Raw genomic sequence first — 16,412 nt, forward strand, 5'->3', positions numbered from 1 at the left:
GGAGGTCATGGCACATGATGAAAGAAAATTGGGTATATTGCCGTGGTGATATTTATTGCGCCAAGCTGGACCCGGTAGTTGGGTCGGAACAAGGCGGCATCCGTCCGGTTATCGTCATTCAGAACGATACCGGTAATAAACACGCTCCCACATTGATTGTGGCAACGGTCACCACCAGAATCCATAAGAAAGCGAATATGCCGACGCACTTTGTTATTTACGACAATCCTGCATTCAAAGAAGCGTCCGTTGTTCAGCTGGAACAGATTCGTACCATTGATAAAAGCAGGATTGATAATTACTTAGGTAAGGTAACGCCCCGTGAAATGGTAGCGATTGAGAAAGCCTTATCTGTCAGCCTGGCAATGGAACAGCTGAAAAAGCGTTCCCCAAAACATAAAGCAAAGAGAGCGAAGGAGTGAACATAAATGTTTGAAGAAAGAATCGCTGCCATGAATCAGCGCACCGAAGAAGCGATGGCTGCTAACGCAGTTCAGTTTGATAAGAGAACCTATACGGTTGATGAGATTCAGGATATTCTGGGCATCAGCAGAACCAGCGCATACAACCTTGTGAAAAAGAAAGTTTTCCATAGCGTCCGCATCGGTGGCAGTATCAGAATCTCCAAAAAGAGTTTTGATGAGTGGTTGGATCATCAAATGTAAGATTTGTCAAGGGCGTCGTACAACCCGGCGACAAACTTCAAAACATATTGAGAGTTCGATAAAATGTAGCCATGACAAGAAACACATGGCTACATTTTTTACATAGGAGGTTGTACGATGGCGGAAATGAGAAAACGCACGAGTATGTCTGTTCTGGAAATGGGCAGGATGCTCGGTCTTGGTAAAACGGAGTCATACTGGCTCATTAAGAAGAATTACTTCAAAACCATTCTTGTCGGCAACACCATGAGGGTGATGATCGACAGCTTTGAAGAATGGTATGCCAATCAGTTCAAATACCAGAAGGTCGATGGAACCCCTCCCGGCGAGGAATTGAAGAAAACTACATATTCAATGGAGGAGCTTGGACAGCGCCTTGGGCTGAAAGAAGCGACTGCTTACGAACTGGTTGCCAAAGGGCATTTTGATGTGGTCGATGTCCTGGGCAAGCGCAGAGTGACAAAGGAGAGCTTTGAAAGATGGTATGCTTCTCAAACCGATTACCGCACGGTAGAGGATCAGGAACTGGATGCAGATATTATGGCATCCACCTACGGTCTGCCGGAAATGGCAAGAATGCTTGGGGTACATCGTCAGACCATTTACTATATCGTTGCCAATGAAGATTTTGAGCTTATCAAGGTTGGCAGGTATAAGCGAGCTACCAAAGAGAGCTTTGAAAAATGGTATCACAATCAGACCCGCTACCAGTTAGCGGAAGATAGACAGGAAAGGAGCTGATTACATGGCATCTATCGTTAAGAGAAAAAAGAAGTATTCTGTGGTTTATACATACACCGATGAGAACGGCAACAAGCGTCAGAAGTGGGAAACCTTTGAAACGAATGCCGAAGCAAAGAAAAGGAAGTTGCAGGTTGAATATGAGCAGGAGTCCGGAACCTTTATTCCCCCTTCTGCTAAAACCGTCAATGATCTTTTGGATGAGTATATGTCAATCTATGGTGTGAACACCTGGGCGATGTCTACCTATGAAAGCAGAAAGAGCCTGATTGCAAACTATATTCGTCCCCTCATCGGTGATATGAAGCTGGAGGATGTCACGCCGAGAATCATGGACAAGTATTACCGAGATTTGCTTTCTGTCAAAGCGGTTTCTTCTAAGTATGTAAAAGCCCGTACAGAATATCTGACTCCGCATACTGTCCGAGAGGTTCACAAGACATTGCGAAATGCTTTCAATCAAGCGGTCAAGTGGGAATTGATGACCAGAAACCCTGTGGAGCACGCTACGCTGCCGAAAGAAGAACACAAGACCAGGGATATCTGGACAGCAGAAGTGCTCCAGAAGGCTCTGGAAGCCTGTGACGATGATATTCTTCGTCTGGCTATTAACCTTGCCTTCTCCTGTTCCCTGCGAATGGGCGAGCTTCTGGGGCTTACCTGGGACTGTATTGACATTTCCCCCACCAGTATTGAACTTGGTCAGGCAAGCATCTTCGTTGAAAAGGAGTTGCAGAGAGTAAATCGTGAAGCGATGGCAGATCTGGACGGTAAGGACATCATGTTCAAGTTCCCACCGACCTTCGCCAGTACGCATACCGCATTGGTTCTCAAAACTCCTAAGACCAAAACAAGTGTCCGCAAGGTGTTCTTACCGAAAACCGTAGCGGAAATGTTGGTACAGCGAAAGGCTGACATCGAAGAACTGAAAGACCTTTTCGGTGACGAGTTCGTAGACTTCAATCTGGTTTTCTGTTCTTCCAATGGCAAGCCGATTGAGGGGCAGGTTATCAACCGTGCTTTCAATAAGCTGATTGAGGAGAAGGGACTGCCGAAAGTGGTTTTCCATAGTCTCCGACATTCCAGTATCACTTACAAGCTGAAGCTGAACGGCGGCGATATGAAATCCGTTCAAGGCGATTCCGGTCATGCACAGGTCAAGATGGTAGCGGATGTTTACTCCCATATCATCGACGATGACCGCAGACTGAACGCTGAAAGAATGGAAGCTGCGTTCTACTCAGGCAGACAGGCAACGCCTGAGCCGGTTCAACCAGCCGCAACGGAAAGCTCCGCTGATGATAAAGAACTTCTTCTGAAGCTTCTGCAAAATCCGGAAATGGCAGCACTCCTGAAGTCGCTGGCAAAAACATTATAGTAACTGCAAGGGCAGATCCTTTTACATAGCTACAATAGCTGTAAAAGGGTCTGCCCTTATTTTTTTGTTATGGAGGTCAACGAGTATGGATAGAATCTTTATGGACGAGTATTACGAGCATCTGAGAGCTGACAATATCGAGGCATTTTCCAAGGAAAGGAACGACGAATATGTTGGCAGAGCTGAGGAATACAAAGCAGCAAAGTCGGCATTGCTTGAAGGATTGGGACTTGAGCATTTGTTTGACCATAGCCATGAACTGACTCCGAAAGAGAAAGAAATATGGATGCTGTTCGATAGGGTTGATGTAGCAGAGCTTCTTGCAAGGGATGCTTTTGCCAAGGGTGCTTATATGCTCGGCGCTGAGGATAGAGAGATTATGCTGAAATAAAAAAAGACCTGCTTCGGCGGGTCTAAATTACATAGAATCATTGAGTCTGAAAAACCTTTGAAATTCTTAATAATTCTGGTTGAAAAATTCATTTTGAAATGATATATAAAACAGACTGAAATCTGTGTCTAAGGACACCCGCACCCTCACACGAGAATGAATAGGATTTCCTATCATTTCGCATCACGAGAAGTTACATAGTGACATTTACTTGCACTTGCAACGTCCACCAAAAATCGAAAGACTTGCTAATTTCGAGCCAATCGGACGGTGTAAAATCCCTCTGAATTAGCTATCACAGCGTAGTATCAGATGGGATTTGAAATGCTGAAAAACCTTGTATTTCCAAGCATTTTTAAGCATTAGATGCCACTTCCCGATGTCGTATCGGGTCTACTCCTAAGCACTAGTTGAGGGTTCGATTCCCCCTGGGAACGTGCATTTTTTGCAGCAATGATCGTAAAAGTTCATTGCTGCTTTTTCTTTTTTCCGGTGCTCGTGAGCACCGAGAGAACACTTAAACGCAGATATTGAGCACCGAAATTTCTTAACGGGCACCAATGCAATAATTCAGTCCTGGTACCGAACGGAGATAACTACAGCGTAGGATAAGGATTGGGGTGTCAATGAATGTAAATATGGTTTTCTTGCCTGAACAAAACAGGCCTGACGGATCTATCCGCTCAGATTAGATTAAGAATCTATTCTGGGCGGATTTTTTCATTACAGATATTTTAGAGGAGGATAGCTTATGGATAAAAAAACGGATGTAAGAGATCCGGATGAAAAAGTTGTTGAGATTGAAATGGAACGGTTAAGAGCATTTTCAAATCATCCATTTAAAGTGATCGGAGACAGTCAGATGATTGAGCTGCAGGACAGCATAAAAAAGTATGGTGTACTGAATCCATTGATTGTTCGTCCAAAGATTGAAGGCTACTACGAAATTATTTCTGGCCACAGAAGAAAATATGCGGCTGAGAAGCTGGGATATAAGAAAATTCCGGTAATCATTTGTATGTTGCAGGATGATGAAGCAGTAGTGATCATGGTCGATTCCAATTTGCAGAGAGAGCAAATTACACCAAGTGAAAAGGCCTATGCCTATAAGATGAAATATGATGCCATCAAAAAAAAGGCAGGCAGAAAGAATTGTAGTCAAGTTGACCACAATACAGGAAAGAGGAGTATTGACGTAATCGGAGAACTTTGTGGTGACAGTGCGAAGCAGGTGCATAGCAGTATCAAATCAAAAAGGTGGAGTTGGAAAGACGGTATCGTGCGTGAATTTAGGAATCGGATTGGCACAGGAAGGGAAAAAGGTTCTTCTGATAGATGCAGATCCGCAGGGCAGTCTCACAATTAGTTTAGGGTATGAGGAACCGGATGAAATGGAGTATTCTCTTGCAACGCTGATGCTAAATATTGTGAATGATGAAAAACTGAACATGGAAAAAACAATCCTTCATCATAAGGAAGGTGTGGATCTGATACCGGTCAATATAGAATTATCAGCGATTGAGGTATCTTTGGTAAACGCAATGAGCAGGGAACTGATTATGAGGTCACTTATTGAGAGATTAAGGGAATTTTATGATTTTATCATTATAGATTGTATTCAGAAGTAGTAGATACGAATGGAAGCGGACATGGTGCATTGGCAGGAGTTCTTAATGCATTAAATGCCGATGTTTTGATCTGCGGCGGAATAGGAGGAGGTGCCCAGACTGCGTTAGCGGCAGCAGGCATTAAGCTTTTTGGCGGAGTTTCAGGAGATGCAGATAAAGCAGTAGAAGCTTTTATCAATGATACACTTGATTATAATCCAGATGTTAAGTGTTCTCACCATGAGCACAGCCACGGAGAGGGACATACATGTGGTAAACATGGATGTGGAAACCATAGCTGTCATTAAGAAGAATAGCAAAAAATACAATACGAAAGGATGCGTCAAGGTAATGGGAGAATTATCGTGATACATCCTTTTGTATTATTTGATAAGATGGCAGATTACATTTTCAATAAGGCGGTTAAAAACTGTGAATGCTACATCGATCTCTACATGGATTGAGTATTTTTCTTTTCTTACTTGTAGAAAGTGATGAATGGAAGGTATAATATTGTTAATGATCCAGAGATATTTATTTTGGAAACAGCTTAATCAATTTGGAGGTATAAAATGAAAGCACATAAATATTGGTCAATCGGAGCAATAGTTACAATGGTTGGAACTTTTTATACAGGATATAAAGGGTTAAAAGCAGCACACAAATACTTTGCATTTGGCTCTCTGATATGCATGATTATGGCAGTCTATTCTGGTCATAAAATGATTTCAGGTAATAAAAGAACAAGAAAACAGGTGGAAAATACAAAAGCGGAGGAATAGTAAATGTTAGAGATAGGAACAAAAGCACCGGATTTTGAATTGCCGGATCAGAACGGAGAAGTGCATAAATTAAGTGATTATTTAGGTAAAAAAATAATTTTATATTTTTATCCAAAGGATAATACACCAGGATGTACGAAGCAGGCATGTGGCTTTTCTGAGCGTTATCCACAATTCACCGAGAAAGGTGCGGTGATCCTTGGAGTCAGTAAGGATTCTGTAGCCTCTCACAAGAAATTTGAGGAAAAATATGGATTGGCATTTACACTTTTGGCAGATCCGGAGCGTAAGGTGATCGAAGCATATGATGTCTGGAAAGAAAAGAAAAAATATGGCAAGGTTTCTATGGGTGTGGTAAGAACCACATATCTTATTGACGAGCAGGGAATCATTAGAAAGGCAAATGATAAAGTCAAGGCGGCAGATGATCCTGAAAATATGCTTAAGGAATTAAATTGATGAAGATTATATTGTCACCTGCAAAAAAGATGATTGTAGATACAGATAACATAGCACCGGTTGAACTGCCTGCCTTTATTGATAAGACAGCAGAGATATTGAGCTGGATGAAAAGCAAATCAAAAGAGGAACTGAAAGCTATCTGGAAATGTAATGACAAGATTGCAGAGCAGAACTTTCACAGATTGGAAAATATGGATCTTTATAACAGACTTACTCCGGCTGTTTTAGCATATGAAGGAATTGCATTTCAATATATGGCACCAGCTGTGTTTGAAATCCAGCAGTTTGAGTATCTGCAAAATCATTTAAGAATCCTGTCTGCGTTTTATGGCATTTTAAAACCACTGGATGGTGTGACTCCTTATCGCCTTGAAATGCAGGCAAAAGCTGAGATTGAAGAAACAACAAATCTATATGATTACTGGGGGGACCGGTTATATCATTCAGTAATTGATGACAGCAGGATTATCATTAATCTTGCATCAAAAGAATACTCGAAATGTATAGAAAAGTATCTGACACCACAGGACAGATATATTACGATTGTATTTTGTGAGTTATCCGGAGATAAATTGGTAACAAAAGGTACCTATGCCAAGATGGCTCGTGGTGAAATGGTCAGATTCATAGCGGAAAATAATATTGAAAATCCGGTGGAGATTCAGAAATTTGACAGACTCGGATATTCGTTTAGGTCTGATTTATCTTCAGATTCAGAATATGTATTTGAACGCAAAATAAAATAGTTATTCAGGTAAAAGATGCTCAGTTTAGCACCTTTTATAATAATGAGAATTATTACTATTTTTATTGACAACAGGATGATGGTGGTATATAATCCTTATTAAGAACTAATCCTAATAAGGAGGACGGATGACAAGTAGGAGAAATACCATTCAAAAAGATCTCGTAAGAAATACCGTATACGAAATGAGAAGACACGTTACGGCAATTGAAGTGTATGAATTTATAAAAGAAGCATATCCATCAATTGGAAAAGGAACTGTATATAGAAATCTTGATATATTGGTAGAGGAAGGTGCATTAAGAAAGGTTGAAGTTCCGAATGGACCGAACCGATTTGATTTTACATTGAAAAATCATTACCATGTAAGATGTATAAAGTGCGGTGAAATTTTTGATGTGGATATGGATCAAATACCGGATTTGCTGGAAAGAATTCATAACACTCATGGAATTGAATTTGTGGATTACGATATTTCATTTAAAGGCATTTGCCCGAAATGCAGGGAGAAGGTAAAGGAGGAACAGCATGGATAGGAAAGCAATGTATAAGTTGAGTTATGGACTGTTTATATTGACCGCTAAAGAAGCAGAAAAAGATAACGGATGCATCATTAATACAGCCATTCAGGCAGCTTCGGAACCAAACCAGTTAAGTATCTGTGTAAATAAGGCAAATTATACGCATGATATGATTCAAAGAACCGGAAAATTTACTGTATCAGTCTTAAGTCAGAAGGCACAATTTGAATTGTTCAAACATTTTGGCTTCCAATCAGGAAGAGATACCAATAAGTTTGAAGCATTTGAGCAGTGTGCCAGGGGCACGAATGGTATTTATTATATTACAGAAGGTACAAATGCATACATTTCTGTGACAGTTACTAAAACAGAGGACTTAGGTTCACATACGATGTTTATCGGTGAGATAACCGATATGGAAGTTTTAAGCAATGTTCCTTCAGTAACATATGATTATTATCAGAATAACATTAAGCCTAAGCCACAGGAGGTTGGAAAAACAGAGGACAGTCAGACAATATGGCGTTGCAGAATTTGCGGATATGAATATGTAGGCGAGGAATTACCGGATGACTTTATATGTCCTTTGTGCAAGCACCCGGCATCAGATTTTGAAAAAGTAGTAAAGAAAACGGAGGTAAAAGAGATGGCAGAAAACAAATATGTAGGAACACAGACAGAGAAGAATTTACAGGAGGCATTTGCGGGGGAATCACAGGCAAGAAATAAGTATACCTATTTTGCTTCTGTAGCGAAAAAGGAAGGTTACGAGCAGATGTCAGCATTGTTTTTAAAGACTGCAGATAATGAGAAAGAACATGCAAAGATGTGGTTCAAGGAATTAGCAGGAATTGGTGATACAAAGGAAAACCTGGCGGCAGCGGCAGAAGGCGAAAATTATGAGTGGACAGATATGTATGACGGCTTTGCTAAAACAGCTGAGGAAGAAGGATTCCCTGAGCTTGCAGCAAAATTCAGGGCAGTAGGTGAGATTGAGAAGCACCATGAGGAAAGATATCGTGCACTTCTTAAGAATATTGAAACTGCACAGGTATTTGAAAAGAGCGAAGTTAAGGTATGGGAATGCCGTAACTGCGGACATATTGTGGTAGGAACAAAGGCTCCTGAGGTATGTCCGGTATGTAACCATCCACAAAGCTATTTTGAAGTACATGAAGAGAATTATTAAGGAGATAAGATTATTAGCAGTCAAGAACAGTGCTTATGAAATAATAAATAAAAAGCACGCTACATATTATGGAATGGCAATGTCTGTAAAAAGAATCTGTGAAGTAATTATGAGAAATGAAAAATCAATACTTCCGGTATCGCACATAATTCATGGCGTATATGATATTGACGGAGTATCGTTAAGTATGCCAGTTATTGTAGGTGTTGATGGTATTGAGTCTAATATACCTATTAATTTAAGTGGTGAGGAAGCATTAAAGCTTAAGAAATCTGCAGATTCTTTGAAAAAGATTATAGAGACGATTGAACTATAAATTATACACATGGAAGGAGATAAAAGCATGGAAGTAAAGTATTATATATGTAAGCATTGTGGAAACATTGTTGAAAAGGTAAAGGATAAAGGTGTTCCTGTAATTTGTTGCGGAGAACCTATGCAGGAATTAAAAGCCGGTGTGACAGATGCGGCTGTTGAGAAGCACGTGCCTGTATATACAGTGGAAGGCAATTATGTTCATGTCGTGGTCGGAGAGACAAAACATCCAATGCTTGAAGAACATTTCATTGAGTGGATTACATTAAATACCAATCAGGGAATATACAGAAAACAGTTAAATCCAGGGCAGGAGCCGATAGCAGATTTTTGTCTTTGCGATGGTGAACAGGTAGAAGAAGTATATGCATATTGTAACCTGCATGGATTATGGAAATGCTAAAAGCATTTATACATATTAAGATTTAAGAACAACACAAATATAACCGTAATATAGGCTGTGTATTAATGTATTTACAAGGAGGAACAACAAATGAAATATGTATGTGATGTTTGCGGATGGGAATACGATGAGGAGAAGGGATATCCAGAAGGTGGTATTGCACCTGGTACAAAGTGGGAGGATATTCCGGAAGATTTTGAATGTCCGTTATGTTTTGTAGGCAAAGACCAGTTTTCAAAGGCTGAATAAAAATGAAAGCAGGACTAATGGATGTATGAAATGAAACCAGAATATTATAATGGAATAAATATGATAGAATTGACATAATATTGGAAAATCTTCGTGATTATACAGTAAAACACTTTACTGATGAAGAGCAGTATATGGAATCTATTAATTATAAGAAGTTATTTACACAGAAAGTTCAACATCTGAAATTTATACACAAACTTGATGAATTTATAGAACATCATAATGATGAGATAGAAGATCAAGATGAACAGATTATGGTTATATGTGTAGAGTCTGCGGATAGAGGATAGGGGAATGTGCAGCATGTTTCCGTATTACTCCCATGTTGTTACCAATTGCTATCCTTTTGCTACCATTCTACCTCTTTTTTTCAGAATTGACCTGTGCTAATATTATCATAGACAAATGAGACATGAGCTACAAACTTACATTTCATTTGTTTCTCTTTTGCAAAAGAATACGGACAAAATATAAAGCGTCTGCTCATTGTCGGAATGGTGATGAGTATGGCGCTTTTTTTGATGCCGAAAACCGGGTGATGACCTGAAAAATGAAACAGGAGGAAATAGCATGGCATATGAATATGGCCACGATTGCCCATTTGAAGCTTACATCACGAATCTCGGAAAATATAACGAAGGGGAGTTGGTAGGCGAATGGGTAAAGTTTCCTACCACATCAGAAGATCTGAAAAAAGTATTTGAACGAATTGGAATCGGTTCAAAAGATGACTTTGGTAATCCTTATGAAGAATGGTTCATAAGTGATTATGACTGTTATGTCGATGGGCTGTATGAAATGCTGGGAGAATACGAAAGTCTGGATGAACTCAATTATCTGGCTTTCTTTAAAAAGAAGCCGGTCATATTTTTTATGAAAAATAAATTTTGTTGAGGTTAAATTGAGATTGACTTTGTATTGTATAAGTATGAAATAAAAAGGAATCAGGTGCTGTACAATGAAAAAGCATAAAATATGTAAAATCCTTCTTGTTATACTGGCAATTTTTTTATGTGTGGCTTTTTATGAATTGCTCGGAATCTGCGTTGCATATAAAGAGCAGCCGGAGGTGTCCAATACAACCAAAAAAGAAACAAAAAATGGGTCATGGAACGAATGCAGTGAAAATACAGAACGGGCAGTAATCATAGAAAAGAATCCAGAAGCGCTTTTACAAAGAGTGCGTTTGATCAAGAATGCAAAAAAGGAAATTATTCTTTCTACTTTTGCATTTCAATCCGATGAAAGTGGAAAATTGATTTTAGGAGCACTGCATGATGCGGCAGACAGAGGTGTACATATTCGTCTGTTAGTAGATGGAATGGAGAGCTGGATTGATATGGAAGGAAATCCGTATTTCTATGGATTATCTTCCCATGAGAATGTTGAAATTAAACTGTATAATAAGGCCAATCCGTTGAAACCGTGGAAAATGATGGGTAGAATGCATGATAAATATTTGATTGCAGATGGAAAGAGATATATTCTTGGGGGAAGAAATACATACAATTATTTCCTGGGTGATTTTCCGGGACATAAGAACTATGACAGAGACGTGTTAGTGGTTTGCGATGAACCTGAGAAAGAAAATTCAGTTAACCAGTTGTCAGAGTATTTTGAAACCATATGGAATCAGGAAGACAGTGGTTATTTTCATAACAATAAAAAACTGGTAAATAGAAAATCTGTAAAGAACGCAGTTTTAGAGCTGCAGAACGGCTATCAGAAATATTTTGAAGAGAATAAGGAAAGAATCTGCGATACCGATTACACGGACGAAACTTTTGAGACAGAAAAGATTGCATTAGTTTCAAATCCTATCCACACAGGTCCCAAGGAACCAGTAGTCTGGTATCAACTGGGAGAACTAATGAAAAATGCAAAAGAGCGCGTGAAAATTCATACACCATATATTATCTGCAATGATATGATGTATAATACATGGAAAGAGATTGCGGAGAGAGTTCCGGATTTTTCTATCATGACCAATTCGGTTGCCAACAATGGAAATCCGTTTGGTTCTGCTGATTATGCGAGAAACAGAAACAGAATTTTAAATACAGGAATTGATATCTGGGAGTATGAAGGCGGCTATTCTTACCACGGAAAAAGCATCCTGATCGATGATGATCTATCCGTAATCGGTTCCTTTAACATGGATATGAGAAGCACGTATCTGGATACGGAACTGATGCTTGTAATACGTAGCAAAGAGATTAATAAACAGTTGGAAGAAGGCATGATGGAATATGAAAGAGTGTCCCGACAGGTATTGGAAGATGGAACCTATCGTGATCCGTATCATGTAGAGCCAATTGAATTGACAAAGAAGCGTCAGAGAAACGTACTTTTGGTACAGCATCTGCTTGGATGGGCAAGATATCTGTTCTGATAAAGGAGGAAGAAGATCGTGTTTCAAATATTAATTGTAGAAGATGATAAAGAATTAAGCCAGCTATTCCAAAAAGTGCTTGAGAAGAATGGATATCAGGTCAAAAGTGCATCGGATGGAGCACTGGCATTAGAAATATTGGATAAAGAGTATATTGATCTGATCATTTCCGATATTATGATGCCGGTTATGGATGGTTATGAACTGGTGTCGAAACTCCGTTCAGCAGGATATCAGATACCGGTACTTATGATCACTGCGAAAGGTTCCTTTGATGATATGCGCCAGGGATTTCTTTCGGGAAGTGACGATTATATGGTAAAACCGGTAAATGTGAATGAAATGGTTTTAAGAGTCGGAGCACTGCTTCGCCGTGCACAGATATTGAATGAACACAAAATTGTGATCGGTTCAACAGAGTTTGATTATGATGCAATGACGGTTACAACTGATAAGGAAAGTCTTGTTTTGCCTAAAAAAGAATTCCTGCTTTTATATAAGCTTGCAGCTTCGCCAGGCAGAACATTTACAAAACAACAGTTGATGGATGAAGTATGGGGATACGAGACGGAGGCAGACCCACATACGATAGAGGTACATATAGGAAGAATCAGGGAGCGTTTGAAAGATAACCCGGATTTTGAAATCGTAACAATGCGTGGAATTGGATACAAGGTGGTGAAAAAATAATGGAACAAAAGAAAGAAAAAGGATTGCGGATCCGATCCTGTCTGACTGGTGCAATCTGGCTGGCACTTGTATTTTCAACAGTCATATCTGCGTTATTATTTGCTTTTTTGAATCATTTTTTTAATCTGCCTGGTAGCATACCTGTGCTTGGCTGGCTTTTGATTTTCAATACATTGATTGCAGGGCTGATCACTTCCTTTATCAATGCAAAGTTACTGGAACCAATTACCAGACTTAGTAAAGCAATGAAGGAAGTTTCGCAGGGAGATTTTGAACAGCACTTGGAAACGAACAGCCGTATCGCAGAAGTTGGAGAATCTTACCAGAGTTTTAATGTGATGACAAAAGAGCTTCGTGCAACAGAAGTACTGCAGATGGATTTTGTCTCCAATGTTTCTCATGAGTTTAAGACCCCGATCAATGCCATTGAAGGATATACAATGCTGCTTCAGGGAGAAGAACTGTCTCCGGATCAAGAGGAATATGTAGAAAAAATCTTATTTAACACCCAAAGACTTTCTGGATTGGTTGGTAATATTTTGCTGTTATCCAAGTTAGAGAATCAGAACATACCAATGAAAAAAACAGAATATCGTTTGGATGAACAGATCCGTCAGGCATTTCTTTCCCTGGAGACAAAATGGACAGAAAAAGAAATTGGTTTCCAGGTAGAGCTGGAGGAAGTTAAATATACTGGGAATGAAGGACTTTTTATGCATATATGGATGAATCTTTTAGATAATGCGATTAAGTTCAGTCCTGCAAAGGGGACAATTATGATGTTTCTGAAGCAGGAAAAGGATTCTGTAATGTTTATTCTGGAAGATGAAGGACCGGGAATAGAAGATGATGTGAAAACCAGAATATTTGACAAGTTCTATCAGGCAGACGGTTCTCACAAAGCAGAAGGAAATGGTCTCGGCCTTGCACTTGTGAAACGGATCGTAGATAGTGCTGGCGGGACGATCAAGGCAGAAAACCGGGAATATGGTGGATGCAGATTTGTTGTAGAGCTTCCAATACAGAAAGATGAGGCCATATAAGTTTAAAAAAAACAGATAGAGGAGGAATTACATGACATTTTATCAGGAGTTGCAGTTAAATCAGGCAGGTTCTAAAAATCTGTTGAAAAAGAGTGAAACACTAAAAGAAAAATTATATCATATGTGGGTATATCTGGTGAAGATAGCTGTTACAATGGCATTTTGTTTTTTATTTGTTACTATTTTCAGTATCTTATTTGGAAATGAGAATAGTATTGTGGGTGTAGTAGTTTTATTATGCCTTATGGTATTTCGGAATGCGGATCTGGGGATCCACACCGGACAATCTACGATGCTTTTGGCTTTGTTCTTTGTAATTATGACCGTATGTCCGCATTTAGCAAACCAGCTTTCACCGGTACTTGGAATGCTGTTAAACATTGCTGCACTGGCAGTGTTGATTCTGTTCGGATGCCATAATCCATTCATGTTTAATCAATCTACATTGGTTCTTGGGTATCTGCTGCTATATGGTTATGATGTTACGGGAAAAAGCTATCAGGTGCGATTAGTCGGAATGGCTTTAGGTGCAGCACTTACCTGCTTCGTATTTTATCGAAATCATAAAAACAGAACGTATAAAAGAAATTTGAATGATTTGGTACAGGAATTTGATATATCTTCTTCCAGAACAAAGTGGCAGTTATGTCAGATCATATGCGTACCGGCAGTACTCTGCATTGCGGAACTCTGCAATATGCCACGGGCAATGTGGGCTGGAATTGCGGCAATGTCAGCAATCTTACCATTTATGGAGGACATGCAATACAGAGTCCGCAAAAGGATTGTCGGAAATATTGCAGGTGTAATATGCTTTATAGTACTATATTTTCTGCTTCCGTCATCCATCTATGCATACATAGGAATCCTTGGCGGAATTGGTGTAGGACTTTCTGCAAAATATGGCTGGCAGGCAGTATTTAACACATTTGGTGCTTTGGCCATTGCTACAGAGAGTTATGGACTAAAAGGAGCAGTTGGTCTTAGAGTGATTCAGAATGTTTTTGGCGTTGTATTTGCATTAATATTTTGTTCTATGTTTTATTGGCTTATGTCGAAAAAAGGAAACAGTGGTAACCGTAGATGCAGAATAACGTGGGATGGAAAGAAAAAGGGTTAATCCGGAAATGGCAGCTTTGCTGACGAGTCTGGCGAAGAGTATGAAGATGTAAGGGAAAATTTAAGATCTGTTGGCTTTGGGAAGAATCCTAAGGGTGACAGATCTTTTTTTATACCTGCCTATCTTCCTTCATTTTAACACAAAGGTAATCTTCGTATTTAAGAAAGTCCAGGAAAAGAAGAAGGAACAGGAAGCGGCAAAGCCTGACCCAGATGCTGATTATGTGGACGATGACGAGGACTATGGGTACGATCCGGAGTTTGAGAACGATGATGCAGATAGCTCCGTCGATGAAGATGATAATGAACCTGTGTAAACAGGATAGGCTTGATGCCTGGGGCAGCCTTTACATAATTTCCACTTTCAAAAAATAAAAAATTTTATGTTTTTGAAAGCGACATCTTGCATATACTATTAGCAGACAGTATAATAAGTACAGTGAAGCGGTTTCGAGAAATGAAAAAATTTCAATTTTTGAAAGCGGGTGACGATATGAAAACAATCACGAGAGCAAAATATCTCAATAGAATCATTGAACTGAATGACACTCCTGACATCAAGATCATCACGGGCATTCGTCGCTCCGGTAAGTCCAAGCTGATGCAGGCGTATATTGAGTATCTGAAAAGCCATTTTGAAAACATCAATATTATCTTCATTGACTTCATGGATTTGGCGTATGAGGAAATCAAGGAATACCATGCCTTACACGCCTATGTGGAAGAACATTATCAGGAAGGTAAAACGAACTACCTGTTTGTAGACGAGGTGCAGATGTGCCCCAAGTTTGAGTTGGCAATCAATAGCCTGTACTCTAAGGGAAAATACGACATCTATGTAACAGGCTCTAATGCTTTCCTGTTGAGTGCAGATCTGGCAACTCTGTTTACCGGACGCTATATTGAAATTCATGTGTTTCCTTTCAGCTTCCAGGAATATTGCCAATATTATGATGATGTTAGTGATAAAGATAACCTCTTTGATGATTACGCTATCAAGGGCGGTTTAGCAGGTTCTTACGCTTACAGAACCGAAAAAGACAGAACAAACTATATCAAAGAGGTCTACGAAACGATTGTTACAAGGGATTTGGTGCAGAAATATGCGCTCCCGGACACTTTGGTTTTACAGCGTTTGAGCGAGTTCCTTATGGATAATATCAGCAACCTGACTTCTCCTAATAAGGTCAGTCAGCTGCTGACAGCAAATGAGACTCCGACCAATCATGTAACCGTCGGCAAGTACATTAAGTATTTGTGCAATGCTTTTGTATTTTATGATATTAAGAGATACGACATCCGAGGCAAGAAATACCTTGAAAGCTCTGAAAAGTTCTATTTGTGTGACAGCGGTATTCGATATGCAATACTGGGAAGCAGAAATATGGATTACGGCAGAGTATATGAAAACATCGTTTGCATCGAACTTCTTCGCCGTGGATACGATGTCTATGTCGGCAAGCTCTATCAAAAGGAGATCGACTTTGTTGCTCAGAGAGGCAGCGAGAAGATTTATATTCAGGTCAGTGACAACATTTCCGGGCAGGAAACATTTGAGAGAGAATGCTCTCCTCTGCTTCAGATCCGAGATGCTTATCCGAAAATGATTATTGCCAGAACCAAACATCCAAAATATAGTTATGAAGGAATCGAAATCCATGATATAGCCGATTGGTTGCTACAAGAATAAGCAGGGCGAAATATCTCCGTCATTCTC

The 16,412-nt window shown here is 39.6% G+C and carries 18 protein-coding genes and 5 pseudogenes; all 23 read left to right on the forward strand.

What is annotated here, in order from left to right; all coding sequences use genetic code 11:
- The first annotated feature begins 14 nt into the window (after window positions 1–14).
- A complete protein-coding gene (locus DW739_RS04875) occupies window positions 15–422 on the forward strand; it encodes a type II toxin-antitoxin system PemK/MazF family toxin (protein ID WP_002578938.1) in 408 nt (135 codons plus the stop codon).
- Between the two features lie 6 nt (window positions 423–428).
- Entirely contained in the window at window positions 429–665 is a 237-nt protein-coding gene (locus DW739_RS04880; protein ID WP_002304418.1) for a helix-turn-helix domain-containing protein, read from the forward strand.
- Window positions 666–782: 117 nt separating this feature from the next.
- Window positions 783–1,406 carry a helix-turn-helix domain-containing protein gene (locus DW739_RS04885; RefSeq protein ID WP_002304420.1) on the forward strand — a complete coding sequence of 208 codons (624 nt, stop codon included), beginning with the start codon at window positions 783–785 and terminating at the stop codon, window positions 1,404–1,406.
- A 4-nt stretch (window positions 1,407–1,410) separates the two neighbouring features.
- Window positions 1,411–2,784, forward strand: coding sequence for a site-specific integrase (locus DW739_RS04890; protein ID WP_002304423.1), 1,374 nt, complete (start codon window positions 1,411–1,413; stop codon window positions 2,782–2,784).
- An 85-nt stretch (window positions 2,785–2,869) separates the two neighbouring features.
- Window positions 2,870–3,175 (forward strand): hypothetical protein, encoded by a 306-nt coding sequence (locus DW739_RS04895; RefSeq protein WP_002304425.1) that lies wholly within the window; start codon window positions 2,870–2,872, stop codon window positions 3,173–3,175.
- 751 nt (window positions 3,176–3,926) lie between these two features.
- Window positions 3,927–4,541 (forward strand): ParB/RepB/Spo0J family partition protein, encoded by a 615-nt coding sequence (locus DW739_RS04900; RefSeq protein WP_242995809.1) that lies wholly within the window; start codon window positions 3,927–3,929, stop codon window positions 4,539–4,541.
- Window positions 4,459–4,794 (forward strand): annotated as a pseudogene (locus tag DW739_RS04905) (AAA family ATPase); the annotation flags it as partial. The gene DW739_RS04900 and the pseudogene DW739_RS04905, both read left to right, overlap by 83 nt.
- Window positions 4,788–5,090: pseudogene (locus DW739_RS04910) on the forward strand (NifB/NifX family molybdenum-iron cluster-binding protein); the annotation flags it as partial. The pseudogenes DW739_RS04905 and DW739_RS04910, both read left to right, overlap by 7 nt.
- A 264-nt stretch (window positions 5,091–5,354) precedes the next feature.
- Window positions 5,355–5,564 (forward strand): DUF6219 family protein, encoded by a 210-nt coding sequence (locus DW739_RS04915; protein ID WP_015516636.1) that lies wholly within the window; start codon window positions 5,355–5,357, stop codon window positions 5,562–5,564.
- 3 nt (window positions 5,565–5,567) lie between these two features.
- Entirely contained in the window at window positions 5,568–6,023 is a 456-nt protein-coding gene (gene bcp / locus DW739_RS04920; RefSeq protein ID WP_118293336.1) for a thioredoxin-dependent thiol peroxidase, read from the forward strand.
- On the forward strand, window positions 6,023–6,772 hold the full coding sequence (yaaA, locus tag DW739_RS04925; RefSeq protein ID WP_118522287.1) for a peroxide stress protein YaaA: 750 nt from the start codon (window positions 6,023–6,025) through the stop codon (window positions 6,770–6,772). The genes bcp and yaaA overlap by 1 nt, the downstream gene beginning before the upstream one ends.
- A gap of 127 nt (window positions 6,773–6,899) precedes the next feature.
- A complete protein-coding gene (locus DW739_RS04930) occupies window positions 6,900–7,307 on the forward strand; it encodes a transcriptional repressor (protein ID WP_107000938.1) in 408 nt (135 codons plus the stop codon).
- Window positions 7,300–8,481, forward strand: coding sequence for a rubrerythrin (gene rbr, locus DW739_RS15290; protein ID WP_107000937.1), 1,182 nt, complete (start codon window positions 7,300–7,302; stop codon window positions 8,479–8,481). The genes DW739_RS04930 and rbr overlap by 8 nt, the downstream gene beginning before the upstream one ends.
- Before the next feature lie 16 nt (window positions 8,482–8,497).
- Window positions 8,498–8,797: pseudogene (locus DW739_RS04940) on the forward strand (L-lactate dehydrogenase); the annotation flags it as partial.
- A gap of 27 nt (window positions 8,798–8,824) precedes the next feature.
- Complete coding sequence (locus tag DW739_RS04945) at window positions 8,825–9,199, forward strand: desulfoferrodoxin family protein (RefSeq protein ID WP_107000936.1); 375 nt, start codon at window positions 8,825–8,827, stop codon at window positions 9,197–9,199.
- A 90-nt stretch (window positions 9,200–9,289) separates the two neighbouring features.
- Complete coding sequence (locus DW739_RS04950; RefSeq protein WP_107000935.1) at window positions 9,290–9,448, forward strand: rubredoxin; 159 nt, start codon at window positions 9,290–9,292, stop codon at window positions 9,446–9,448.
- A 573-nt stretch (window positions 9,449–10,021) separates the two neighbouring features.
- A pseudogene (locus DW739_RS04960) lies at window positions 10,022–10,294 on the forward strand (antirestriction protein ArdA); the annotation flags it as partial.
- Window positions 10,295–10,409: 115 nt separating this feature from the next.
- Entirely contained in the window at window positions 10,410–11,843 is a 1,434-nt protein-coding gene (locus tag DW739_RS04965) for a phospholipase D family protein (RefSeq protein ID WP_118493301.1), read from the forward strand.
- A gap of 18 nt (window positions 11,844–11,861) precedes the next feature.
- Window positions 11,862–12,533 carry a response regulator transcription factor gene (locus DW739_RS04970; protein ID WP_107000933.1) on the forward strand — a complete coding sequence of 224 codons (672 nt, stop codon included), beginning with the start codon at window positions 11,862–11,864 and terminating at the stop codon, window positions 12,531–12,533.
- Complete coding sequence (locus DW739_RS04975; protein ID WP_118482275.1) at window positions 12,533–13,576, forward strand: HAMP domain-containing sensor histidine kinase; 1,044 nt, start codon at window positions 12,533–12,535, stop codon at window positions 13,574–13,576. Before DW739_RS04970 ends, DW739_RS04975 begins: the two co-directional genes overlap by 1 nt.
- Before the next feature lie 31 nt (window positions 13,577–13,607).
- Window positions 13,608–14,670 (forward strand): annotated as a pseudogene (locus tag DW739_RS04980) (FUSC family protein).
- Window positions 14,671–14,790: 120 nt separating this feature from the next.
- Window positions 14,791–15,012, forward strand: coding sequence for a calreticulin (locus DW739_RS04985; RefSeq protein WP_243023732.1), 222 nt, complete (start codon window positions 14,791–14,793; stop codon window positions 15,010–15,012).
- 140 nt (window positions 15,013–15,152) lie between these two features.
- Window positions 15,153–16,385 (forward strand): ATP-binding protein, encoded by a 1,233-nt coding sequence (locus tag DW739_RS04990; RefSeq protein WP_118742727.1) that lies wholly within the window; start codon window positions 15,153–15,155, stop codon window positions 16,383–16,385.
- Window positions 16,386–16,412 lie beyond the last annotated feature (27 nt).

The sequence above is a fragment of the Clostridium sp. AM28-20LB genome, from assembly GCF_003480665.1.
In the GTDB taxonomy this organism is placed as follows: domain Bacteria; phylum Bacillota; class Clostridia; order Lachnospirales; family Lachnospiraceae; genus Otoolea; species Otoolea fessa.